The following is a 23,703-nucleotide window of genomic DNA, read 5'->3' as shown; positions in this document are numbered from 1 at the left end:
AAGGAGATGCCATGGTTAAGAGCGTTATTCAGTTCGACACACCCGCTTTAGTTCCAGCGGAGCCACAAGCAAATACCACTCAGGTTTTGCTCGACCGTGTGCGTGAAACTCCTAATAATGCTCTTTTTTCACTCCCTGTTGACGGTGGCTGGAAAGACGTCACTTCGACCGAGTTTCTTGAACAAGTTGTTGCACTTGCTAAAGGATTTATTGCCAGCGGCATCAAACAGGGTGACCGCGTTGGATTGATGTGCAAGACCCGCTATGAGTGGACCCTTGTTGACTTCGCGATGTGGTTTGCTGGTGCAGCATTGGTGCCGATCTACGAAACAAGCGCACCCAGCCAAATTCAATGGATTTTGGAAGACTCTGAAGCTGTTGCACTGATTGTCGAAACTCCCGACCACCTCAAGCGTTTTGAAGAAATCCGATCAGATGCTCCATTTGTTCACTCAGTATGGCAAATAGATGCCGGCGATTTGGAAGCACTTGTGATTGCTGGATCTGGTGTTTCTGATGAAGAAGTTGAAGAACGTCGCTCCTCTTTACACGGCAGCGATCTTGCAACCTTGATTTACACCTCGGGTTCGACCGGCAAGCCTAAAGGCTGCGTGCTAACTCACTCCAACTTCTTGGAGCTTTCACGCAATGCGCAGGCTGCCGTCCCCGAGGTGGTTAACCCACAGTCCTCCACGTTGCTCTTCATCACAACGGCACATATTTTTGCACGCTTCATTTCGATTCTGGCTGTGCAAGGTGGCGTGAAAGTTGGCCACCAGGGAGACACAACCCAATTATTGCCAGCCATGCAATCTTTCAAGCCCACATTCCTTTTGGCTGTGCCTCGTGTGTTTGAGAAGGTTTACAACTCTGCTGAGCAAAAAGCAGAAGCTGGTGGCAAGGGAAATATCTTCCGTGCCGCTGCAAAAACCGCTATCGAATATTCAAAAGCAGAAATGGCAGGTCACATTCCTCTCGGCCTCAAGCTGAAGTTTGCCGTGATGGACAAACTTGTACTTTCCAAGCTGCGTGCCGCACTTGGTGGCAACTGCACCTATGCCATCAGTGGTTCTGCTCCACTTGGCGACAGGCTTGCCCACTTCTTCCATGCACTTGGTCTGGTTGTTCTAGAGGGATATGGCCTCACTGAAACAACAGCTCCCATCTCCATCAACCTCCCCTCCAAATTCAAAATTGGAACGGTTGGACCCGCATTGCCAGGATGTTCTGTTCGCTTGAGTGATGAAGGCGAAATTGAAGCCGCTGGTATCAACGTCTTCAAGGAATACTGGAAGAACCCTCAAGCAACGGCAGAAACATTCCATGACGGCTGGTTCAAAACCGGTGACATCGGTGAGATTGACGCAGATGGCTACATCACCATTACAGGTCGCAAGAAAGAAATTATTGTGACTGCGGGCGGAAAGAACGTTGCTCCCGCTTTCCTAGAGGACCCTATTCGCGCAAACCCAGTCATTAGCCAGGTTGTTGCTGTGGGAGATGCAAAGCCATTCATTTCTGCGCTCGTGACGCTGGACCCAGAAATGTTGCCCATGTGGCTCACCAACAACAAGCTCGATCCCACGATGAGTATTTCAGAAGCGGCCAAGAACCCTGCGGTAATCGCAGAAGTTCAAACAGCAATTGACCGCGCCAATGCACGCGTTTCTCGTGCAGAATCTATTCGTAAGTTCACAATCTTGCCCACACAGTTCACGGAAGAGTCTGGTCACCTCACTCCGAAGATGAGCATTAAGCGCAATGTGATTGTGAAAGATTACGCCAATGAGATTGAAGCGATGTATGAAGGTGCTTCTGGAGCGGTTGACTAAAACCAATCGCTTTCGCGCACTTGCCGCATAGCTTCTTTACGTGTTTGTTGGTCTAACCGGTCAAGGTATACCAGACCATCTAGGTGGTCACACTCGTGCTGAAGAGCCTGAGCCATCAGCCCCTCTCCCTCAAGCACGATGGTGTTGCCGTCGAGGTCTGTCCCTTCAACTTTGGCAAAGGGATACCTGGGTGTCTTGAACCATAGGTTAGGAACGCTTAGGCAACCTTCCTCAACTAGCTCAATGTCTCCGCGTGTTTCTACGATACGAGGGTTGAGAATATAGCCAATCTCACCGTGAACGTTATAACTAAACGCACGAAGACCCACTCCAATCTGAGTGGCGGCAACACCGGCACGTCCAGGAATCTTGACGGTGTCTAGCAAATCATCTACAAGAGCACGAATCTTGTCGTCAATAACGACAATCTCCTCAGTAGGAGTCTTGAGAACGGGGTCGCCAAGGATGCGTATTGAACGTTCAGTCATCTAAGTTCTTGGGGAATTAGAGGCCGTCAACAACCAAAGAAGCCAGCTGACGAGCAGCCTCTTGAGTCTCAGGCTTGAGCTTCTTAAAGTCGATGTAGGAACCAGCAGCAAGCATGGCGTCATAGGGAACACGAACTGTCTCACGAACACGAGAATTAAAGTGGTCTTCAATTTCGCGCAGCTTAATCAGATTGGTTCCTTGAGTAGCGGTGTTGATCGCCACAATGGAGTTCTTCACCAGATCACCGTATCCGTTTGATTCAAGCCAGGTCAGCGTTTCAGATGCAAGTCGCGCTTCATCGAATGAGCCACCGGAGACAATAACCAAACCATCAGCGCGCTGCAGGGTTGCAGACATAACGGAATGAATAATTCCGGTACCACAGTCAGTTAGTGCAATCGAGTAATAGCGGCTCGCGAGATCTGCGACGATGTTGTAATCGTTAGCACCAAAAGCTTCAGACAGGAAGGGGTCGGTGTCCGAAGCGAGAACATCCAGTCGAGTTTTGTCACGGTTGACGTACTCAGAAAAATCGTTGAAGGTCAAAATCTTGGCCGCGTTAGAGACCAAGTCGCGAACTGTTTTTTCTGTGGTTTTGTTGAAACGTTCAGCCAAAGTTCCGCGGTCAGGGTTGGCGTCAATGGCAAGAACACGGTCCTCGCGCACCAGGGCCATTGCCATACCAAGAAGGGTTGTTGTGGTTGTCTTTCCCACACCACCCTTACGGGTGAGGACCGGAACGAACTTGGTACCACCAGTAAGGGGACGACCAATGCTGGTGTCAAGTGCTTTGCGGTGGCGAGTCTGTGGTGAGTCACCTAAGTTCACAGCGTGGAACGTTACGTTGTATACGAACTTGTTCCACCCCTCAGTGGGCTTGTCACGCTTTTTCTTAGCGTCAAGCACACGCTCAGGAGTGAGCATCGCAACAGGCTCTGGTTTACCCGAGGGTTCTCCGGAAAGACGGTCACGGCGGGTAGGAAGTGAACCTGTGTCAACAGTGTCGATTTCGCCGTAAACAATGTCAGCGATCTCTGAAACAACGGCCTCTGCGGGAGTTCCTGCATGAGAAAGGTTGTTGTCTTTGCTGTAAGAAGGCTCTTCAAAATCTTCTGATGTGCGAGCCATGAGGTTCAGCGGAATGGCAGGAAGGCTGATGTTAGAAACTTCAGGAGCCTGTTCTACAGTGCGCTCAGTGGCGTCAGAAACTTCAGAAATACGATCTGCGGATTCAACTGGCGCAGTAGCTTTAGCCGTGGATTTCTTGGCTGCAGGCTTCTTTGCGGCAGGTTTCTTTGCAGAGGTTTTAGGGGTTTCTGTGCTCACGAATTAATCCTTTAGTTTCGAGTAACTTCGTTAGTCTACCTAAACAACTTCGGCCCCGAATAGTTTCGGGGCCGAAGAGGTGTTGAGGGACAATTTAGCCCCTGCGACGTCTGAACCAGATTAGTACTGCCCCAACTCCTATAAGTTGAAGAGCTACTGCACCTGCAATCCATCCCGTGCTACTGAGGCCCGTGTTGGCAAGGGCAGCCGCTGCTGCTGCGGCAGCAGCATTTTCTGAATCAATTTGTGCTTGGCTAACCAACCCTGCCCAAGCAAAGCCAACGCCTCCTGCAGGAACTAAAGTTCCTGGCATAATGCCATCGTTACTTCCTGATGAATCGTAGGTATAGGAATAGCCATCTGGCGTGATTACTACTACTTGCCATTCACCTTCAGGGACACTAGGGAACTGGAAGTAGCCGTCCGCATCTGTGTTGACAGTGATTACATTCGCGGCTAATTGAGTGGAGATGTTCTTTGCGCTTGGAGCAAAACTGAAAAAGTTTCCCTTAGTGCCGGTGAAGAGAGCAGATTTAGGTTGGGTCTTTTGCCCTTTTTTGTAGCCAACGGTGTAGAGGTTTCCGGAAGGATCTTTCAAAACAATACCGACCCCTGCAGCAAGTGTCTCGGAATTATCCTGCACACCATCTCGGTTGTCGTCGAACCATACGACCCCAGCTATAGCTTGAGTCATTGCGCTTGGAGCTCGATTATTGTTCGTAGTTGCCAGAGAAGAGAGTAAATCGTTCAATTTAGTTGGCTTTTTGGGTCCCTTGTTACTCGGCGGGTCGGACTTTAGTTCATTCAGCGATGGACGACCACTAAAAGTTCCGTCCTGTTCTGTATTTCCCTGATCCTTTATGTCATCCAGTACATCATTGGCTGTTTGGCCGCCTTGACCGGGACCAGTACCTACTTCGGAGTCGTAATATTCACGGGATCCCATTTTTTTGCAGAGGCCTGCATAGTTGACTCCGTTGAGGGTTAATCCGTAGTAGATTGCCTTTCCTTTTTCAGTCCAATTCAAACCAGCAAAATCAACTCCGTTAGTGGTGAAAGGAGGAATGATGTCCTCCCACATTTTGGCATTGGGAGAATAAACGTAGTTGGGATCAAAAACCCTAACAGGGTTATCTGCCTCGACGACATTACCGTTTGCACCATTTGTTTTGGATTGATTGTAAATTGGGAAATTGGGGTCCCAAGTAGTGAGCGCTGAACCTCCAGTGACATGTTTATTGTGCACGATTCCGGCGTGGTCACCTGATGCACTGTCAGAATTTCCTGAGCTACGAACGTTTAAGGGGCCATCTACTGAGCTTTTAGAAACCGTAATCATTCGATATGGGTTGCCGGTCGAATGTGTACGGTGACAAATGGTCACTTTATCTGGATTCGAAGGCGCTGCTGTTGCGCTTGAGGCTGGTACCAATATTGCGAAGATACTTGCAACCAGAGAGGCAATAACCAACATCGCCTTTGCTCGACGACTAAATAAAACGTTTAGGGATTGAATATTCACGAAAGTTCCTCAATGAAGGGGTAAAAGCTTTAAACACAGGTGATAACCCCCACTTTAGACCAAAAGTCTCACTTTGGGTAAACGATTTAGCAAAAATTCAAGTTGGTCAACCCTTTAGGAGTTGCCCAACTTGTTCAGGAACTAATTTGCTGGAGTGATCGGAGTAATGACTACGATCAGATCTCCGGCCTCAACCTGCTGAGACTTTTGGAAGGAAATACGCTCCACGCGTCCGGTGATGCTGGCCGTGATAGCCGCTTCCATCTTCATCGCTTCGATGGAAGCCACAGGATCTCCTGCTGCAACAGTTTGACCAGGTTCAACCTTGATCGTGACCACACCAGCAAATGGTGCGGCTACGTGACCAGCCTCAGTGAGGTCTGCTTTCTCTGCACTCTTAGTGCTGATTTCGACAGAACGGTCACGGACGAATACAGGACGGAGTTGACCATTGAGCGTGGTCATCACTGTACGCATACCCTTGGGGTCTACCCCACCAATAGCTTCGAGTCCGACATACAAACGAACACCCTGACCAAGGTCAACAATGTGTTCGCTTCCAGATTCGAGACCGTAGAGATAGTCAACTGTGTCCAGTACAGAAACATCACCGAACGTCTCACGAACCTGTTCAAAAGCCTTCGTGGGAACGGGGAAGAGTAAACGGTTCAACGTGGCGCGGCGTGATGCAGAGCCACCCGACAAACCTTCATGATCTTCTTCAGATAATGGGGCAATCTGAATATTGATGGTCTTACCCTCGAGAACCTTTGAACGGAAGGGTTCAGGCCATCCACCAGGGATGTCTCCGAGTTCTCCAGCCATGAATCCAATAACAGAGTCTGGAATGTCATACTTCTGCGGGTTGGCCTCAAAGTCAGCAGGGTCAGCTTTAACTGCTGCGAGGTGCAACGCAAGATCACCAACGACCTTCGACGACGGGGTCACCTTGGGGACACGACCAAGAATCTTGTTTGCTGCAGCATACATGTCTTCAATGAGTTCGAAGTCATCTGCAAGGCCAAGTGCGATTGCCTGCTGGCGCAGGTTTGAGAGCTGACCACCAGGAATTTCGTGGTGGTAAACACGACCCGTTGGGGCAGGTAGGCCAGATTCAAATGGCTTGTATATGTTTCGTACTGCTTCCCAGTAGGGCTCAAGGTCGCAGACTGCATCCAGGTTCAGACCTGTGTCACGTTCAGTGTTTGCCAACGCAGCAACTAAAGCAGAAGCACTTGGCTGGCTTGTGGTTCCAGACATTGGTGCAGAAGCAACATCAACTGCGTCAGCACCTGCTGCCGCAGCTGCAAGAAGCGTGGCGAGTTGTCCACCTGCGGTGTCGTGTGTGTGAACATGGACTGGCAGATCGAAACGCTCTCGGAAAGCGCTCACCAACTTGGCTGCAGCTGCAGGACGCAACAAGCCAGCCATGTCCTTAATAGCCAAAATGTGGGCACCGGCGGCGACCATCTCTTCAGCTAGAGCGAGGTAGTAGTCCAGTGTGAACTTGTCCTCGTTGGGGTCTAGCAAATTGCCGGTGTAGCACACACCAACTTCAGCGATAGTCGTTCCTGTTTCGAGGACTGCATCTATTGCTGGGCGCATTTGGTTCACATCATTGAGGGCATCAAAAATGCGGAAGATGTCAACACCTGTTGCTGCAGCTTCTTGGACAAATGCCTTGGTTACTTCCTCTGGGTATGGGGTGTAACCAACTGTGTTACGGCCTCGAAGTAGCATTTGAATCGCCACATTGGGCAAAGCCTCACGTAACTTGGCCAGTCGATCCCAGGGGTCTTCACCCAAGAAACGAAGGGCGACGTCGTAGGTTGCGCCACCCCATGCCTCAACGGAGAGGAGCTGAGGTGTCATACGGGCTACATAAGGAGCAACGTTGACCAAATCCTTGGTGCGTACACGAGTAGCTAACAGCGACTGGTGTGCATCTCGGAAGGTTGTTTCTGTTACCGCGACTGCCTTTTGCTGCCTCAATGCCTGAGCAAAACCCTTCGGGCCAAGCTCGAGTAAAGCCTGACGACTTCCTGCAGGGGCAGGTGTGTTGAGGTCGATGCGGGGCAACTTGGACTTGGGGTCTGCACCTGCAGGCCGGGGGCCATTGGGCTTATTCACGGTGACATCGGTAACCCAGTTAAGAATCTTGGTTCCGCGGTCTTTCGACTCGCGACCGGTCAGCAGGTGTGGTCGTTCTTCAATGAAGTTGGTTGCAACGTCACCAGCTTTGAACTGTGGGTCGTCAAGCACTCCTTGTAGGAAGGGAATGTTGGTGGAAACACCTCGAATACGGAATTCTGCAAGCGCACGACGGGAACGGTCAACTGCAGCTGCATAGGTGCGGCCTCGGCAGGTGAGCTTGACCAACATGGAGTCAAAGTGGGGGCTGATTTGTGCGCCAGGGCTGACCGTTCCACCATCGAGGCGAATTCCGGCACCACCGGGTGAACGGTAGGTTGTGATCTTGCCAGTGTCTGGACGGAAACCTTGTGAAGGATCTTCCGTGGTGATGCGGCACTGAAGTGCGAAACCACGAACGTGAATGTCCTCTTGGTGGAGGCCCAAATCACCGAGGGACTCTCCCGCTGCAATACGCATCTGCGACTGCACAAGGTCAACGTCAGTCACTTCTTCTGTAACTGTGTGCTCAACTTGAATACGAGGGTTCATCTCGATGAAGACGTGCTGTCCAGCGCGTTCACCCGCAGTGTCGACCAGGAACTCAACAGTTCCGGCATTTTGATATCCAATGGAGCGAGCAAAAGCGATTGCGTCGCGGTGCAAAGCTGCACGCAGTTCATCAGAAATGTTTGGTGCTGGAGCAATCTCAACAACTTTTTGGTGACGACGCTGGACGGAGCAGTCACGCTCGAACAGGTGAATGGTTTCTCCCTGGCTATCGGCCAGAATTTGAACTTCAATGTGGCGGGGACGAAGCACTGCCTGCTCAAGGAACATGCGGCCATCACCGAAGGCGCTTTCAGCTTCTCGCATGGCTGCCTCGAGTGCGGGACGTAGTTCTTCCATCGTCTCGACACGACGCATACCGCGTCCCCCGCCGCCGGCTACTGCCTTAGCGAATATGGGGAATCCGATTTCTGCCGCCCCGGCTAGAAGCGCGTCAATGTCTGTTGTCGCTGGTGTCGATTTGAGAACAGGAACCCCTGCGGAAATGGCGTGTTCTTTGGCAGTGACTTTATTTCCTGCCATTTCCAGTACCCGGGCAGGTGGACCGATGAAAGTGATGCCGTTATCTGCTGCAGCCTGGGCTAATTCAGGGTTTTCAGAGAGGAAACCGTAGCCGGGGTAAATGGCATCGGCGCCGGAAAGTTTTGCGACGCGAATAATTTCTGATACGTCGAGATAGGCACGAACAGGATGACCGGGTTCACCGATCTGATATGCCTCATCTGCCTTTTGGCGGTGCAGAGAACTGCGGTCTTCCTCAGGGAATACAGCGACAGTCTTTGCTCCTAGCTCGACAGCCGCACGAAATGCGCGAATCGCAATTTCGCCACGGTTTGCAACCAAAATTTTCTTGAACATATGACCCCTTCGAATGCCGCCAGCATCGGTTCGTAGTTAGGTACTCCAAGACTACAGAAGGTATCGTGGTCTCAATGCACGTGCTCAGTATTAGTTCACTCAAGGGTGGCGTTGGAAAGACAACGGTCACCCTCGGTTTGGCATCTGCTGCTTTCGCCGCCAACTTGCGTACTCTCGTTGTCGATTTTGACCCTCAGGCTGACGTCTCTACGGGTCTCGGTGTAGACACTCGCGATCACCTTAATGTTGCTGATGTTTTGGCTAACCCCAAGCTCAAAACTGTACGTCAAGCCATAGCCCCAGCTGGTTGGTCTGCTCCAGGTCATGCCCCCATCGACGTGATGATTGGAAGCCCTTCCGCTGTCAACTTTGATGGCCCCCACCCCACAGCCCGTGAGGTGTGGCGCCTGGAAGAAGCATTGGCCACCATAGAGGACGAATATGACCTGGTCCTCATCGACTGTGCCCCAAGCTTGAATGCGCTTACCAGAACCGCTTGGGCGGCTTCTGACCGTGTCGTAGTTGTCACCGAACCAGGCTTATTCTCTGTTGCCGCTGCAGACCGTGCTTTGCGCGCCATCGAAGAAGTGCGTCGCGGGCTTAGCCCACGATTGCAGCCTCTTGGCCTGATTATCAACCGAGTCCGTGCTCAATCATTGGAGCACCAGTTCCGCATTCAGGAACTTCGCGACATGTTTGGCCCCCTCGTTCTCCAACCTCAGCTTCCTGAGCGCACCTCCCTCCAACAAGCCCAGGGTGCTGCACGCCCTGTTCACGCATGGCCTGGAGAAGCAGCAGCCGAGATGGCAAAAAACTTCGATCAACTCCTCAACCGCATTTCTCGCGCTGGCAAAATCGGTGAATACGCTCACAAGGCCTAAACAGGACAAGAAAAAACCCAGGCATTGCCTGGGTTTATTTCGTTAAGTTTTCGTAAATGAGGCTTAGCCAACTTTGCGGGCACGTCGAGCTGCAAGCTCATCTGAAGCATCGGTTGATGTTGAGGTGATCTCAACCAGGCTGGTTTCGACCTCACGCAAAACCTTGCCAATAGCGATACCAAACACACCCTGACCACGGCTGACCAAATCAATCACTTCGTCATTGGTAGTGCACAGGTAGATGCTGGAACCATCGCTCATGAGCGTGGTTTGAGCGAGGTCATAGATACCGGCAGATCGCAACTGGTCAACAGCTGCACGGATCTGCTGGAGTGAAATTCCGGTGTCTAGCAGGCGCTTGACAAGCTTGAGAACCAAAATGTCACGGAAGCCATACAGGCGCTGGGAACCAGAACCTGATGCGTCACGGACGGTGGGAACAACAAGTTCGGTACGCGCCCAGTAATCTAGCTGGCGGTAAGTGATTCCAGCTGCCTTTGCAGCTTCGGCACCACGGTAGCCCGCATTCTCATCTCGTTCAGGCATGCCATCGCTGAACAGGACGTCGAGCTCGTAGCGAGCTTCGTCGCTGCGGTTCACTTCGTTCATTTCCGGCCCTTACCTGACGTCAACAACTTTAAGGTTCAAGTTGTTGTTGAGAGTTTGTATCCTCAAACTTACAGACAGTTTTTAATCGTGTCTGGGATTTAAAGCTTCACACGCCCTTTCGGCGTGTCGCAATACTCGAAGTTATCGAGATTGTTGGGTAATAACTTGACGCAACATCTGAGAACGAACAATCTCAATGTGGCGAGAAATCTCATGAGCACGCTCAATGGAACGAGCTTGGCTGGCTGCATCCTGGCGGTGAGAGACAGGTACCAGAGCACGTTCGATCAACGAGTATTCCCGCTCAGCTGCTGCACGCATGGTGCGCAAGTGACGTGGCTCAATGCCTGAGCGTTGAAGTTCCACAAGCGCGGTCAACACAACAATGTGCTCATCCGTATAGGAATCGGCAGGCTCAAGCATTCCGGCAGAAACAGCATCTTGTAGCAGGTTCATGCTCGCACCACATGCACGAACAAACTCTTCACGCGTGTAGCGAGAGGGTGTTGCCAAAAGTGAATCTGCGGACAGGCTTGCTGCGTTCGGAAGTGCAGGGTTGTTTCCTGCATCAATTTCTTCCAAATGTGCACGAATGACCTTCAGTGGAAGGTAGTGATCGCGCTGCATGGTCAGAATCAAACGCAAGCGATCAACGTGCTCAACGGAGAACTTACGGTATCCGGAGGGGGTCCGCTCGGGAGTGATCAGGCCCTGCTCTTCAAGGAAACGGAGTTTAGAGGGGGTCAGATCAGGGAAGTCTGGTGAAACCTTGGCTAGAACTTGCCCAATGCTGAGAAGTCCACGCGCGGGGGTGCTTTTTCTTACCGTTGTTGCCATGTTCCTTATGCACCTCGAGCTAGGTCTACACGTGAAGCAAAGAAGGTGAGGTGAAACTTCCCAACCTGAACTTCATCGCCATCTTTGAGAGCATGACGTTCAACACGTTCACCCTCGTAATAGGTGCCGTTCAGTGAGGCAAGATCTCTCACTTCAAATTCTGTTCCGTTGCGACGGAATTCAGCGTGACGACGTGAGACAGTCACGTCATCGAGAAAAATGTCCGAGTTAGGGTGACGACCGCAGGTTGTGACATCAACGTCGAGAAGGAAACGCGAACCCTGGCTTGGCCCTCGACGAACAATCAAAAGAGCATTCCCGCTGGGAAGAGAAGCGATAGCTTCCTGTTCTTCAGCAGTGACATCGACTGCTTCAAGTGCTTTAACTTGCTCAAGGAAAGACTGAGTAAATGTAGCAGTCACGTCTGGAGCTGGGGTCGAACCGGGGACCTGTGTGGCGTCATCGCCAGCGAGTGAATCGTTCACTTTTCCCCTTTCGTACTTGTTCACATTAGTGGACTTTTCTCATTAACAAAATATGAGACAAATTATGACCTTTCACCGGAAACCCCCACCAGTATTTCTGCGGTCTCAAGCATCCTTCGAGCATGGAGAGAGGCTTTCACAGCTTTCCCCGATAGGCTAGAGAAATCTTGTGAACGATTTATTTCGTTCCCTGCGTCGATAGAACGCTTCCCTCACCACACTGGTTGACATTTTTCTTCGGCGAACGGATGCGTCACCAGACGCCTTCGCCATATATTCCCAGTTATTTACCCCACCTCGTTTGACGTTCACTAACGTTCAATGTTGTGTTTGAAACACATAGTGAATGACCGGGAGATTTATTCAAAGGTAAAACTCATGTCTGAAAAGACTTTTTCCCAACTGGGCGTGCCCGCCCCTCTCGTCACAGCGCTGACCGCAACTGGTATTGACTCTCCCTTCCCCATCCAAGTAGATACACTTCCGGATACTCTTGCCGGCCGTGATGTACTCGGCAGAGGCAAAACCGGATCGGGCAAAACACTGGCTTTTTGCATTCCGATGGCTGCTCGTCTTGGCGGCAAACTTGCCGGTGGCCGCCGTCGTGCTGGCCGACCGCTGGGCCTTGTGCTGGCCCCGACACGCGAGCTTGCAACACAGATTACGAACACGATGTCACCGCTAGCCGAAGCGTATGACTTGCGGGTAACAACCATCTTTGGCGGGGTCTCTCAAGGTCGCCAGGTCACCGCACTCAAAGAAGGCATCGACATCGTAGTTGCCACACCCGGCCGTCTAGAAGACCTCATGAAACAAGGTTTTTTGCATTTGGATGCCGTCGAAATTACGGTGCTAGATGAAGCAGACCACATGGCTGATTTGGGCTTTCTGCCCATCGTGACCAAAATCTTGAAAGCTACGCCTACCGGTGGCCAGAGACTCCTGTTCTCGGCAACACTGGATAACGGTGTTGACAAGTTAGTGAACCAATTCCTCCACAATGAAGTTCTCCACTCCGTTGATGAAGCGAATTCCCCCGTAGCGGCAATGACCCACCATGTTTTCGAAACTAGCGGCAACGATGCCAAAAAGGAGCTTGTGTACAAGCTTGCTTCAGGTACCGGTCGTCGCATCTTGTTCATGCGCACCAAGCACCATGCCAAGAAACTGGCTAAGGCCCTGACCGACGCAGGAATCCCTGCAGTAGATCTCCACGGCAATCTATCCCAACCTCAGCGCGATCGAAACCTTGCTGCATTCGGCGACGGAGACGTCAACGTACTCGTTGCAACCGATGTTGCAGCTCGAGGAGTACACGTAGACAACGTGGAACTCGTGATTCACGTTGACCCGCCGATGGAACACAAAGCATACTTGCACCGTTCTGGGCGAACCGCCCGTGCCGGCGCTGAGGGTGATGTCGTGACAATCTGTCTTCCCACACAACAAAAAGATCTAGCTTCGCTTCTCAAGAAAGCAGATATTCAGGTCCAACCCCAGAAGGTGACGGCAAACTCCCCCGAAGTTCTCGAACTCGTAGGAGAGATTGCACCTTATGTGAAGCCTGCTCCGCGGGAAGCCAAACCTCAGGGTGGAAGCGGAAAGTCAATGGGGGCGAATGCTCAACGCAAGCGCGCACAGCGCGAATCGCGCGGCGCGAACCCTGCAGGTCGCCCCACTCGTGTGACCAAAGATGGCAAACCAGCACGAGATCGTTCTGTACGTCCACCAGCAAATGAGAACGGCCAACGTCGCTCAGATTCGCACAAACCTAGCAATGGCTCAGGTTCTCGTAACTACGGAACTGCTGCTGGAGGCGGCCAACGTCAACGTCCTGCTCGACAGAACAGCCGTTAGTCAGGTCTCCTACCAGCTCGTTCGTTGAGCTTCCTGCTCAATAATGGCATCGATATCTTCGAGCTTTCGCATGCCTGCTAGTGGTTGAGCCATCCTGTGGTTTCCACGGATACGTGGTTCGACTCGGTGTAAAAATGCCCAATATCCTGCGGTAAACGGACAAGTATTTTCGCCCAATCTCACCTTGGGGTTGAACGGGCAGCCACTACAAAAATCAGACATGGAGTTGATGTAGGCGCCACCGGAAGAATACGGCTTGGTGGCCACAAGGCCGCCATCTGCGTGTTGGCTCATTCCTATCACGTTCGCAGGCATGACCCAGGGAGTTCCATCGACGAATGCGTCAATGAACCAATCATTAAGTTGTGCAGGGTTATATCCTCGCTGCAAAGACCAGTTACCTAAAATCATCAAACGTTGAATGTGGTGTGCGTAGCCTGTATCCCCAACGGACTTCAAGACATGGCTCATACACTTTGCTGAAACATTCTCGCCGTCGAGATCCCAGAACTGTTGAGGCAAATCAACGTGAGCATCTAAGTAGTTACTCTTTTGGACATAGTCCTCACCGAGATGCCAATACAAGTGCCATACCCAGTCACGCCAGCCCGCAATTTGTCGAACTATGGCCTCCACACTTCCTAGTGGAGCTTTCCTTTGGTCATAGGCATTCACACAAGCATCAATAACTTCTTGAGGGTGGAGAAGACCAAGGTTCAGCGGGACACTCAGCATGGAATGAGCCATAACATCATCGCCCATGAGGCTGGCGTCCTCGAAAGGGCCAAAATCCATCAATCTGGTCTCAACAAAGTCAGCCAATGCAGCTAATGCTTCCTGACGTGTTGCAGCAAATCTGCGTGGTCCTTCACGACCCAAGAGTGTGATCTTTCCTTCACGTGACCATGTTCTGAGATCCTCCCGAACCTGAGCATCAATCTCGTCTTCAACAGGTTTCCACGGCACAGGCAGGCCCAAATTGGCGGCACCTTTAGGTGGTGGTTGTCTGTTGTCGTGGTCGAAGTTATATTGACCACCTGCAGGCTGAGGACCCTCCATCAGAACACCTGAGGCGTCTCGCCAGTGCCGGTAGTAGTTTTCCAGTTTGAGAGATCCCGGCTTTTTCCCCTGAACCCAGGAAGAGAAGAATTCTTCAGAGCTAACAAACCCTCTACTGGGGAGAATCTTGAGACCCAGCTCTTGGACAAGCGCCCTACTTCCCCAGCTTGTCGGGTTCACTACGCTCAGTGATTCCCCAGAATCCCGCAAAGGAATTAAGACATCTCGATAGTGCTCTGCAGTGACATATCGAGCACGATCACCTAATTCAGCTGCGCGATGACGTAAAGCACTGAGAATCAGATGAGCTTTTGCCCAGTGATATGGCCTGCGGGCAAGTACTGCTTGCGCCTCAATGAGTAAGACATCTTCGCCATCATCAAAATGCGGACCAAGTTGATCGGCCATGAGCCATCTCATCGTGACCGCTTTTCCTGAGATAAAAGTGCAAGACCGGCAAGAACTATGAGAAGCCCAATCCAACCCAGTGGAGTAATCACTTCTCCCACAACAATGACAGCCAGAATGACGGCGACCACTGGCTCAAACAGGGTGTAAACCGCAGCGCGCGATGCAGGCATAGCTCCCAAGCCAACGGCAAGAAGCAGATGGCCCACTGCAGTGGGGAATATAGCTAGATATGCCATAACTGGAATAGCTAAAGGAACATTCGAAAACTGTCCCGGATTCACAATGATGAGAGCTACCAACAGAACAATAAGTGGAAGCGCTGAAACAAGCTGAATCGTCGAGATCACAGGCCGATTACCTAATCCTTGAGGCCTATCTGCATGAGGCTTCATGAGCTTGTTCGCCATGTAGGTGTAAAGCGCGTAAGCAAAACCAGCAAGCAAGGCCAATACAATTCCTGCAACTACCATTGCTGAATCGCGAACTACTCCCCTACTGTCCTCGCCAAAGTTTCGGCCGGAAACCAAAAGCACACCGCCAACAACAGTGATTGCCGTTGCACCTAACCACATCGCTGTGGGGCGCTGCTTGTCCACCACCCATTCGATGAGTCCAGCAAATAATGGAGCAGACCCCAGAGCAATCACATTCCCTAGTGCAACTCCAGCCCAACTCATTCCGATATAGAAGACCGTGCTGTACAGCGCGAGTCCACAAGCACCAGCAATAACCAAAGATTTTGCGCCAATGTTGTGCCACACCATCCAGACCCCGGGAAGGGCAGTTAGTCCCAGAATCAGACCACCAATGCCCATGGTGCTGGCACCAATGATGACGGGATTGATTTCTGGAATGAAGCTCGCGGCCATTCCAGTGGTTCCCCAGAAGGTGCACGCCAGTAGTAAAGCAACAACACCCCCGCCATAACTGGCGTGGGGTGTTGTTTTCATAGTCTTCAGACTACAGAGCTGGGAACTTGGGTGGGTGTAATCCGGCAAGTTCTTGAATCACCCGAACAACTTGGTGGCTGTAGCCATACTCGTTGTCGTACCAAACGTAGAGAATGATGTTCTTGCCATTGGCAATGGTGGCCAGGCCGTCCACAATTCCTGCACGGTTTGACCCGACAAAGTCAGTTGAGACAACCTCTGGAGACTCGATGTAATCAATCTGGTTTCGTAAACCTGACTTCAATGACGCCTCGCGCAGCATTTTGTTAAGGGTGTCACGATCGACAGCTGTGTGGAGAGTCAGGTTCAAGATTGCCATCGAGACATCTGGGGTGGGGACGCGAATAGCATTACCCGACAGCTTGCCTTCTAACTCAGGTAGGGCTTTGGCAACAGCCTTGGCAGCACCCGTCTCAGTAATGACCATATTCATTGCCGCAGAGCGTCCTCGGCGATCTCCCTTGTGGAAGTTATCAATAAGGTTTTGGTCATTGGTGTAAGAGTGCACTGTTTCGACGTGACCATATTCAACGCCGTATGCGTCATTGATGACTTTCAAGACGGGCGTGATGGCATTGGTTGTACAGGATGCAGCAGTGATGATCTTGTCCGAATCAGTAATGGTGTCGTGGTTGATTCCGTAGACAACATTCTTAAGTGGGCTCTTACCAGGTGCTGTGAGCACAACCCGCGAAATGCCCTTGGCCTCTAAGTGTTGAGACAGGCCTGGCTCATCGCGCCAACGGCCAGTGTTATCCACCAGGATCGCATCTTTGATTCCAAAGGCTGTGTAGTCCACAGCGGTTGGATCGTTCGAGTAAATGACCTGAATTGGCTTGCCATTTGCAATGATGAGGTTCTTTTCTTCATCGATGGTGATGGTTCCGTTAAAGGGTCCGTGAACAGAATCGCGACGAAGCAGGCTTGCACGTTTGACCAGATCTTGGTCCCCACCTTTGCGCACGACAATGGCTTTGAGAACCGGTCCGCGACCGTTCTCAGCATTTCCGAGCAGAATACGAGCCACAAGACGGCCGATTCGGCCAAAACCATACAGGACAACATCTTTTGAGTCCTCTACGGTAGCGGGACGCCCCTGACCAGCAACGGGAGCGAGCACTTCAGCTGCATACTCAGAGATGGACTTACCCGAGGCAGCTTGCTCGGCCAAAATTCCTGCGACGTTGATCGATGCAGGACCAGGGTTGAGGGCAACGATGGCCCTGACCAATTCGAGAGTGCGATTAATGTCAAGTTCTTGACCGTCAACATGACGGGCATAACGATGTGCTTTAACGATTTGAAGCGGTGATGAGTTAATAAGTCGGCGACCATGAATCGATGTAACAACTCCGTTGTCTCGATAGAGCCCGCCGATAAGTGGAATGAGCTCTTCAGCAACTGCTTGACGGTCGGTCCAGGTGGCGTCGTGTGGTGCCATAACCTATGGTTCTCCCTTGAAACATGTAACCAGTTGCCGTCTCGGGCGTGTGGCTGTGAACTGTTCTATTTGTACCGCATGAAAGACTTCGTTGCGGGGAGGGAGTAAAACAAGCCTAACCTGCTCAATAGTGGTTTCAACTACTTGGTGTAGAGGAAAAGGGTTCATTTCCACCCTGTAGGAGACAGAGGTAAATCCCTCCGTGCATATCCACTCATGTTTAGAAGCAATAGAGTGGAGTTTCATGCTTAACGGTTAAGCAATAAAGGTATTTATGAATCCCAGGCGAAACATATCAACCTCAATCACCCTCAAAGAGTTCGCATCCGTAGCAGGTGTATCGACGGCGGCGGCGTCGAATGCTCTGAGTGGCAAGGGAAGATTGTCCGATGAAACACGTCAACGCATCGTTGAGTTAGCAAAACAACTCGGATACAAGCCCAATCCGACTGCAGCGTCTTTGCGCACAGGTTTGACCAAAAATATTGGCTTTGTCATTTACTCCGACCCCGATCCCGCTTCGGAACAACGCTGGGCCGGCTACAGCGCCCACTTGCTCTACACCCTTGTTGCAGAAGCCACACGTCACGGCTATTCCGTCAGCATCATTGCTGCAGATAGGCCAGAACAACTCATCTCTTCACGAATTGACCTGCTGTATTACCTTGACCCATTCGATGATGAAGTACTCATTGATGAAGCTGTACGACTGGGTATCCCGGTACTCTCCAACGATCGTTTTGATGATCCGCGCATCTCTATCAACATCGATACACAATTTGAAGCAATGACTAGAGCTGCGTTTGATCTACTCCTCAGAAATGGATCGACTCAACCAGCTTTATTTACTGAACTACAAGGCATTGCCTCCGACGAGGTCGCAGAACACATATATCGTTCTTGGTGCAGTGAGAAGGGTTTGACGCCTAGAGTTGTCAGAGGCAATTACGGTCGCACTGATCTAAATGAAAGACTCGCTGATTTGCTCTCCACTGGGTGTGATGGCATTTACTCCTTCTATGAAGAAGGGCCACAAATCCTCGAATATCTCACATCGCAAGGAATCCGGGTTCCACAAGACGTCTTGCTTATTGCAGCGGCAACAGACCCGCGTGAAAATTCCTCAATCGGAGTCTCGTCGACAGTTTTTCACCCCGAACATACTGCCAGCGCAGCATTCAACTCCATCATCGAATTGTCGAAAAACCCTGACTTAGCTCCACTCACAGTTCAGTTACCGTGGGAATTGGTTGAACAGAATTCTTCCGCACGAGCTAACTGAGATTACCCAGGACCAAGAGGAAGTACCGGAACACTCCGATGTTCAAGCTCAATGGCTTGGGCTCGATAGCTTCCACCGATAATCAGTAGCGCACCGAGAACTCCCAACCAGCCGAGAACGTCAGAACCTAAGCTCACCCCTATCAAAACAGCCCAAATGGGCTCAGTCCCGAGAAGCAAACTCACTCGAGCAGCAGATGTTTGGCGCACAGCCCACAATTGCACCAAGAAGGCAAATACGGTGCAGGCAGCTGCCAGATAGAACAGATCGAGCCAGTCCATCAGCGTAAAACTTGAATAACTCGCGATGACACCTGGGACATCTGCGAATGTAAAGACCACAGCACATACAACTGTCTGAACAAATGTCACGCTGACTGAGCTATAGCTATATCCCGATGTAAGTCTGCCGAGTGCTGTGACGTGAATACTGCGAACGATTGCCGCACCTAGCATGAGTGCATCCCCCCAGTTGGGAGTGTGAAAACCATTGCCTGAGACTAAGAGCAAAACTCCTACAATTGCTACGGTAGCGGCAATGAAATACGCTCTTGGCAACCATTTCTTCATCCACAGGGATTCAAGAATTGGAGTAAAAACAATAGTCATGCTGATAATCAACCCAGCATTTGTTGCACTGGTGAGCTTCACACCCCAGGTTTCCAGGCTCAAAATACCTGCCTGGGTGAAGCCAAACACCACACCGATAAGGAAACCTCGTCGATCAAGTCGGCGGTTAGTTGACAGAGACCACACGGCAAGCATGATCACCGCAGCAATCAGGAAGCGTGCGGACAAGATGGCAAAAACGCTGCCTCGTTCTGTCAGTACTTTGGTCGCCAGATAGCTACTTCCCCAGACCGCTGCAACACCTAAGAGCAAGATGTCTGCTTTATTGCGGGCGAGGAAGTTCATTTATTCAGACTAGGTGTCTTCGGCGCGATCTGTGTGCACGCAGAACAATATGACGAAGCAAGTGCACAGACCAATAACAAAGCGGCCTATTGCAAAGTGGGGTTAGTGCAGGCTCAATCCTGAAAACAACAATGTGATGGCCAGCACGGCGAACACTGTTGCAACCACAAATTCCATGGCAATGGTGAAGCCCGGGGTGGTCATCACTTTTCTCATTGCGGATGCAGCAATAACTAACGTAACCAGCCACACCGCTGAGACCACTACAAAAATAAGGCAGAGCATGACTAGCTGAACCGCAGCATGTGAGCTGTCACCGAGAAACTGTGGGAAGAAAGCAAGGAAGAATATGAGAACTTTGGGGTTTGTGACATTAGTCAAGAAACCCATTGCAAATGGGCCTGCTTTTGGACGCCTGACAGTCTGGTCCTGATCGACCGTTATGGATTCACCAGCAGAGTTGCGCTTGATGAGGTTTATTCCCGCACGCATGCTCTGAATGGCAAGAAAAAGCAAATACAGTGCACCCAGTATTTTCAGCCAGAACAAAGCTCCAGGTGCTTTGGCAACGACTAAGCCCACTCCTGAAATCAACAGCAGTGAAAGTGTTGTAATGCCGGCATATATTCCCAGCATGGTGAGGAAACCATCTTTCTTCCCCCCACGCACTGTTGAGCGCAACAACAAGAAGGTATCTGCCCCCGGAGAGAGAATTATCACCAGGGCGGAAACAAGGAATGTCGGTAAAACCGACAGGTCAAGAATCATGAATTAGTTTTCTAGTGCAGCACGCAACGTTTCAACAATAATGGCGTGATCATCTTGGTGAGGAACACCACTGGAAAGAATTGCTCCCACAAATTCTCCGTTGACAATCAATGGGAAGCCTCCCCCATAGGGAACAAAGTCGGGGTTGGGTAAACCAGTTTCCACGTAGAAATCTTGTCCCGCTGCGGCAAATCTTTGGCCAATCAAAAACGTTGGTTCGTGAAACTTGTATACAGTACGCCGTTTCCTTTCCAGCCACTCATCATTTTCTGCAGAGGTTCCGGGGCAGGCATATCGAAATACGTGTTGATCACCTAGATAAACCGAAACTGCCATGGGCCAGTTTCTTTCTTCTGCCCTAGCCGCCAAATCCATTCCGAGAGCAAGTGCATCTTCGTGGCTCAACGAAGTGAATTGCAATTGTGCAAATTGTTCTTCCAATTCAGCGACATCGGCAATGAGTGCGGGCTGTTCAACCATGAGTTCAGCTTATTGAATAAGGAGGAACTATCGAACGGTTGCTGATCCAATAATTGCGTCTACATCGATTTCAACGAGCATGTCTGGAGCAGCTAAGGCGCTGACTTCAACAGCTGTTGCTGCGGGTCGAATTTCACCAAAGAATTCACCGTGAACTTTACCTACGGCATCAAAATCAGCGATGTTGGTCAGATAAATCCTCGTGCGGACAACATCACCAAAAGTTGCTCCCGCCTGTTCGAGAGCTACAGCCAAGCGTTTGAAAATTTCTCGTGTTTGAGCGGCAGGATCATTACCGCCAATAGCACCTTCAGGTGTACCAGCGGTTGTGCCGGCAATAAAGACAAAGTCTCCTGCGCGAACCGCACGGGAGTATCCCACAACAGGTTCATAGACAGATCCGGAAGAAATCAAGGTTCTTTTATAAGTCATGGCTCAACGATACCTGCAAGAAAACTTCCCCTGCGCTTGTAAGCACAGGGGAAGTTCAGATGAATTGTTACTTTGCTGCGCCAGCAGCGGTGGCTGCAGGAACTTCGACTAAACGACCGGTCTTGACGTCATAGATGTAACCGTAAACAGGAATTCCTGCAGGAACGAGTGGGTGGGACTTGATGCGTTGAACATCATCCACCACGCTCTGAGCATTGTCAGAAATGGTAAGCCAGTCGATGTATTTTGCCTCAGCAGATCCCGGACCAGTTCCTACGTCGTAGAAACCTTCAGCGCCGAGGGCAGCAGTTTCGAGACTGTTTGCCAACAGGCCGCGCATGACCTCGTCGGTAAAGAACTCCATACCGCAGTCGCTGTGGTGAATGACAAACCATTCCTTGGTTCCCAATAGTTTGTAGGAAATCACAAGTGAACGGATGGCGTCGTCGGAGGCGCGCCCACCGGCATTGCGAATGACGTGCGCATCACCTTCACTTAACCCGGCATACTTTGCAGGGTCAAGACGTGCATCCATGCAGGTAAGGATGGCAATTCCACGTGCAGGAGGAAGAGCGAGTTCACCTTTGACACCGAAATCGGCGACATAAGCCTCGTTTGCAGCAAGAACTTCGTTGAGTACAGACATTAATCTTTACCTTTTGAAAGAGGGGAAAACGGAAGTTTTCTTCCGGTATTTCTAAGGTATTGATTAATGAATTGTTACGTCGCTTTGTGTCGAAATTTGACGAAATAAGTCAGAAAAGGAGATCTAAAGCTCAACAAACTACAGGCACTAGCAGCATTTCTTGCTTGAATGAACCTGTTGAGGGAGGTCCTTGTGCTCAGTGGGATCCATAGCTTCAACCTGCGCCATGAAGGCATCCAGATCAATCTTCTTTCCCCCAACCCAAGTGCCTAAAACTTTGACCTGTTCGGTGAGTTTGTGAAGATCTGCTTTGTAGGGATCAGAAGAAAGCTCCGCGAAGTCAGCAAGTTTGCCCACTTCGATCGAACCAATTTCGTTGTCCCGCCCCAGCATATGCGCCGCGTTCACTGTATGAGCCTTAATCGCATCATCTAAGCTGATGGCCTGGTTAGCACCGTGAACATTTCCCGAAGGAACCTGACGAGTTGTTGTTGCCTGCCAGTTAAGCAATGGAATGGGAGGGCTGACAGCCCCGTCATTGTGGAAAGAAACCACAGCGCCTGAACGGAAAGCGTCGCCTACGGCTTGCCATTGTGATCCGATTTCTGAGGGGAACATTTCGCCGTCGAGCTTATCGCCCCAGTAAATAAATTGGAATGGACTCATCGATAAGCCGACGCCCATACGTGCAGCACGCTCAAACTGGTCAGCACGGCAAGCACCCATGTGCTCTATACGCCAACGATGATCAGTGCCCATGAGGTTGTGCTTACTTAAGGCATGCTCATAGGCGTCAAGAACGACATCCATTCCTACGTCGCCGTTGCAGTGGAACGCCATCTGGTATCCACCGGGAGTGAGCTTGTCGAGGATTTGGTCTAGTTGTGCGCGAGTGTAATTCATCTCGCCTTCGCCACCTGGACCAATTTTGATGTTTGCAGCGCGTGTTGTCTCATTGTCGAGATAAGGGAACGATGCTGCGATTGTTCCAACCCAGGGAGAACCATCAGCCCATAACTTGATGCCCTGTTTCTTAAGTTTATTTTCAGGGATAGGAGTATGAATCGGCTGGTCGCAATCCGCTTCAAAACTCATGTGGTACAGAGAAATACGCAGTGGATTATCTGCTGCCATTGCCATCGCAATATAGGCCTTGAGTTGATTGCTTTGATAGGTGTGTTCAGAGGTTGCTGTGATTCCATTCGAGGCCATGAGTTTGTACCACTCAGCGACTGGTTTGAGAGGGTGTTGTGCCAATGCGGAGAGCACAGGAGCGCCGGCAATCAGCTGGGCGCCAATCTCGTAAGCGCGACCATTGGAGGTGCCGTCCTCGTTGCGACCGAAACTTGATCCAACAGGATCAGCAGGTGGCTTGTTATCGACCCACCCCAAAGCTTTGATGTTTGCCGTGTTGAAGTATGCTTCGTGGCCAGAGTTATCGAGAACAACGACGGGACGGTCAGGAAAAAAGACATCAAGGTCAGCATTGGTGAGTTCGGGAGCGCCATGCAAAATCCTGTCTAAACCGTTGAATAACAGTGGCACTCCAGCAGGAGTCTCCTCATTGAGTTTCTGGAACTGGGCGGTCACATCAGCGTAGGTAGGGAAACCAACGTAGGGAGCAATCCAGTGTGCAGGCAATTGAGTTGATAGACCACTGAGCGCAGGGTGGTTGTGCGGGTCAATCAAACCAGGCAATAAAACAGTGTCACCGAGGTCAGTGACACTGACACCTGGGTGAGCTGCTTGGACATCTGCAAGTGTTCCCACAGCCGCAATTGTGCCTTCAGAGCTGTCCACAGCTACCGCTTGAGCACGTGGATTGTTTGGATCCATCGTGATGATGGACGACGCATGAATGATGAGGTCAACAGCCACGGGGGAACTCCTTTGATTTCTGCAGAAGATTTTGGACTAAGTGTCT

Annotated in this window: 20 protein-coding genes; 4 read left to right on the top strand and 16 right to left on the bottom strand. The window is 51.0% G+C overall.

What is annotated here, in order from left to right; all coding sequences use genetic code 11:
- Positions 1-11: 11 nt before the first annotated feature.
- Positions 12-1,832, top strand: coding sequence for a long-chain fatty acid--CoA ligase (locus AURUGA1_RS03525; protein WP_114128900.1), 1,821 nt, complete (start codon positions 12-14; stop codon positions 1,830-1,832).
- Here AURUGA1_RS03525 and def read toward each other — a convergent pair.
- From def to AURUGA1_RS03505, 4 genes are all read right to left on the bottom strand, one after another.
- A complete protein-coding gene (gene def / locus AURUGA1_RS03520) occupies positions 1,829-2,320 on the bottom strand; it encodes a peptide deformylase (RefSeq protein ID WP_114128899.1) in 492 nt (163 codons plus the stop codon). The two genes, AURUGA1_RS03525 and def, sit on opposite strands and share 4 nt — an antisense overlap.
- A gap of 16 nt (positions 2,321-2,336) precedes the next feature.
- Positions 2,337-3,647 (bottom strand): AAA family ATPase, encoded by a 1,311-nt coding sequence (locus tag AURUGA1_RS03515; RefSeq protein ID WP_240187394.1) that lies wholly within the window; start codon positions 3,645-3,647, stop codon positions 2,337-2,339.
- 94 nt (positions 3,648-3,741) lie between these two features.
- A complete protein-coding gene (locus AURUGA1_RS03510) occupies positions 3,742-5,169 on the bottom strand; it encodes a hypothetical protein (RefSeq protein WP_162784047.1) in 1,428 nt (475 codons plus the stop codon).
- 141 nt (positions 5,170-5,310) lie between these two features.
- Positions 5,311-8,727, bottom strand: coding sequence for a pyruvate carboxylase (locus tag AURUGA1_RS03505; RefSeq protein ID WP_114128897.1), 3,417 nt, complete (start codon positions 8,725-8,727; stop codon positions 5,311-5,313).
- Between the two features lie 74 nt (positions 8,728-8,801).
- Between AURUGA1_RS03505 and AURUGA1_RS03500 the strand changes: the two genes are divergently transcribed.
- A complete protein-coding gene (locus AURUGA1_RS03500) occupies positions 8,802-9,608 on the top strand; it encodes a ParA family protein (protein ID WP_114128896.1) in 807 nt (268 codons plus the stop codon).
- A gap of 63 nt (positions 9,609-9,671) precedes the next feature.
- On the opposite strand, the gene AURUGA1_RS03495 is transcribed toward AURUGA1_RS03500, so the two are convergent.
- From AURUGA1_RS03495 to AURUGA1_RS03485, 3 genes are all read right to left on the bottom strand, one after another.
- Complete coding sequence (locus tag AURUGA1_RS03495; RefSeq protein WP_096381344.1) at positions 9,672-10,217, bottom strand: MerR family transcriptional regulator; 546 nt, start codon at positions 10,215-10,217, stop codon at positions 9,672-9,674.
- Positions 10,218-10,358: 141 nt separating this feature from the next.
- Positions 10,359-11,054 carry a MerR family transcriptional regulator gene (locus tag AURUGA1_RS03490; RefSeq protein ID WP_114128895.1) on the bottom strand — a complete coding sequence of 232 codons (696 nt, stop codon included), beginning with the start codon at positions 11,052-11,054 and terminating at the stop codon, positions 10,359-10,361.
- A gap of 5 nt (positions 11,055-11,059) precedes the next feature.
- Positions 11,060-11,539 (bottom strand): FHA domain-containing protein, encoded by a 480-nt coding sequence (locus tag AURUGA1_RS03485; protein ID WP_371412366.1) that lies wholly within the window; start codon positions 11,537-11,539, stop codon positions 11,060-11,062.
- Positions 11,540-11,917: 378 nt separating this feature from the next.
- Between AURUGA1_RS03485 and AURUGA1_RS03480 the strand changes: the two genes are divergently transcribed.
- Entirely contained in the window at positions 11,918-13,396 is a 1,479-nt protein-coding gene (locus AURUGA1_RS03480) for a DEAD/DEAH box helicase (protein WP_114128894.1), read from the top strand.
- Positions 13,397-13,405: 9 nt separating this feature from the next.
- On the opposite strand, the gene AURUGA1_RS03475 is transcribed toward AURUGA1_RS03480, so the two are convergent.
- Genes AURUGA1_RS03475 through AURUGA1_RS03465 form a run of 3 tightly spaced genes read right to left on the bottom strand, consistent with a single transcriptional unit; the run spans position 13,406 to position 17,257 of the window.
- A complete protein-coding gene (locus AURUGA1_RS03475) occupies positions 13,406-14,863 on the bottom strand; it encodes a cryptochrome/photolyase family protein (protein WP_240187393.1) in 1,458 nt (485 codons plus the stop codon).
- Positions 14,864-14,871: 8 nt separating this feature from the next.
- Complete coding sequence (locus tag AURUGA1_RS03470) at positions 14,872-15,816, bottom strand: DMT family transporter (RefSeq protein ID WP_114128892.1); 945 nt, start codon at positions 15,814-15,816, stop codon at positions 14,872-14,874.
- A 10-nt stretch (positions 15,817-15,826) separates the two neighbouring features.
- Positions 15,827-17,257, bottom strand: coding sequence for a glyceraldehyde-3-phosphate dehydrogenase (locus AURUGA1_RS03465; RefSeq protein ID WP_114128891.1), 1,431 nt, complete (start codon positions 17,255-17,257; stop codon positions 15,827-15,829).
- Between the two features lie 274 nt (positions 17,258-17,531).
- Here AURUGA1_RS03465 and AURUGA1_RS03460 point away from each other — a divergent pair, with 274 nt between their 5' ends.
- On the top strand, positions 17,532-18,539 hold the full coding sequence (locus AURUGA1_RS03460) for a LacI family DNA-binding transcriptional regulator (protein ID WP_114128890.1): 1,008 nt from the start codon (positions 17,532-17,534) through the stop codon (positions 18,537-18,539).
- 2 nt (positions 18,540-18,541) lie between these two features.
- Here the strand turns inward: AURUGA1_RS03460 and AURUGA1_RS03455 are convergent, their stop codons facing one another.
- The 6 genes from AURUGA1_RS03455 to AURUGA1_RS03430 all read right to left on the bottom strand — a co-directional run bounded on the left by AURUGA1_RS03455 (position 18,542) and on the right by AURUGA1_RS03430 (position 23,657).
- Positions 18,542-19,453 (bottom strand): DMT family transporter, encoded by a 912-nt coding sequence (locus AURUGA1_RS03455; RefSeq protein WP_114128889.1) that lies wholly within the window; start codon positions 19,451-19,453, stop codon positions 18,542-18,544.
- Positions 19,454-19,555: 102 nt separating this feature from the next.
- Entirely contained in the window at positions 19,556-20,221 is a 666-nt protein-coding gene (locus tag AURUGA1_RS03450) for a LysE family translocator (RefSeq protein WP_114128888.1), read from the bottom strand.
- Between the two features lie 3 nt (positions 20,222-20,224).
- On the bottom strand, positions 20,225-20,701 hold the full coding sequence (locus AURUGA1_RS03445; protein ID WP_114128887.1) for a heme-degrading domain-containing protein: 477 nt from the start codon (positions 20,699-20,701) through the stop codon (positions 20,225-20,227).
- Between the two features lie 27 nt (positions 20,702-20,728).
- Positions 20,729-21,133, bottom strand: coding sequence for a RidA family protein (locus AURUGA1_RS03440; protein WP_114128886.1), 405 nt, complete (start codon positions 21,131-21,133; stop codon positions 20,729-20,731).
- Positions 21,134-21,200: 67 nt separating this feature from the next.
- Positions 21,201-21,779, bottom strand: a complete 579-nt coding sequence (locus AURUGA1_RS03435) for a carbonic anhydrase (protein ID WP_114128885.1) — start codon at positions 21,777-21,779, stop codon at positions 21,201-21,203.
- A 147-nt stretch (positions 21,780-21,926) separates the two neighbouring features.
- On the bottom strand, positions 21,927-23,657 hold the full coding sequence (locus AURUGA1_RS03430; RefSeq protein ID WP_114128884.1) for an amidohydrolase: 1,731 nt from the start codon (positions 23,655-23,657) through the stop codon (positions 21,927-21,929).
- Between the last annotated feature and the right edge of the window lie 46 nt (positions 23,658-23,703).

Source organism: Aurantimicrobium sp. MWH-Uga1, from assembly GCF_003325955.1.
GTDB lineage: Bacteria > Actinomycetota > Actinomycetes > Actinomycetales > Microbacteriaceae > Aurantimicrobium.
This window is presented reverse-complemented; position numbering and strand designations above follow the sequence as displayed.

What these genes read in the sequence shown, in the direction of transcription:
- AURUGA1_RS03480 (WP_114128894.1), top strand. Translation starts at nt 11,918, where the DNA reads ATGTCTGAAAAGACTTTTTCCCAACTGGGCGTGCCCGCCCCTCTCGTC.
- AURUGA1_RS03490 (WP_114128895.1), bottom strand. Translation starts at nt 11,054, where the DNA reads ATGGCAACAACGGTAAGAAAAAGCACCCCCGCGCGTGGACTTCTCAGC.
- AURUGA1_RS03465 (WP_114128891.1), bottom strand. Translation starts at nt 17,257, where the DNA reads ATGGCACCACACGACGCCACCTGGACCGACCGTCAAGCAGTTGCTGAA.
- AURUGA1_RS03440 (WP_114128886.1), bottom strand. Translation starts at nt 21,133, where the DNA reads ATGACTTATAAAAGAACCTTGATTTCTTCCGGATCTGTCTATGAACCT.
- def (WP_114128899.1), bottom strand. Translation starts at nt 2,320, where the DNA reads ATGACTGAACGTTCAATACGCATCCTTGGCGACCCCGTTCTCAAGACT.
- AURUGA1_RS03455 (WP_114128889.1), bottom strand. Translation starts at nt 19,453, where the DNA reads ATGAACTTCCTCGCCCGCAATAAAGCAGACATCTTGCTCTTAGGTGTT.
- AURUGA1_RS03435 (WP_114128885.1), bottom strand. Translation starts at nt 21,779, where the DNA reads ATGTCTGTACTCAACGAAGTTCTTGCTGCAAACGAGGCTTATGTCGCC.
- AURUGA1_RS03495 (WP_096381344.1), bottom strand. Translation starts at nt 10,217, where the DNA reads ATGAACGAAGTGAACCGCAGCGACGAAGCTCGCTACGAGCTCGACGTC.
- AURUGA1_RS03500 (WP_114128896.1), top strand. Translation starts at nt 8,802, where the DNA reads ATGCACGTGCTCAGTATTAGTTCACTCAAGGGTGGCGTTGGAAAGACA.
- AURUGA1_RS03460 (WP_114128890.1), top strand. Translation starts at nt 17,532, where the DNA reads ATGAATCCCAGGCGAAACATATCAACCTCAATCACCCTCAAAGAGTTC.
- AURUGA1_RS03525 (WP_114128900.1), top strand. Translation starts at nt 12, where the DNA reads ATGGTTAAGAGCGTTATTCAGTTCGACACACCCGCTTTAGTTCCAGCG.
- AURUGA1_RS03475 (WP_240187393.1), bottom strand. Translation starts at nt 14,863, where the DNA reads ATGGCCGATCAACTTGGTCCGCATTTTGATGATGGCGAAGATGTCTTA.
- AURUGA1_RS03445 (WP_114128887.1), bottom strand. Translation starts at nt 20,701, where the DNA reads ATGGTTGAACAGCCCGCACTCATTGCCGATGTCGCTGAATTGGAAGAA.
- AURUGA1_RS03505 (WP_114128897.1), bottom strand. Translation starts at nt 8,727, where the DNA reads ATGTTCAAGAAAATTTTGGTTGCAAACCGTGGCGAAATTGCGATTCGC.
- AURUGA1_RS03470 (WP_114128892.1), bottom strand. Translation starts at nt 15,816, where the DNA reads ATGAAAACAACACCCCACGCCAGTTATGGCGGGGGTGTTGTTGCTTTA.
- AURUGA1_RS03450 (WP_114128888.1), bottom strand. Translation starts at nt 20,221, where the DNA reads ATGATTCTTGACCTGTCGGTTTTACCGACATTCCTTGTTTCCGCCCTG.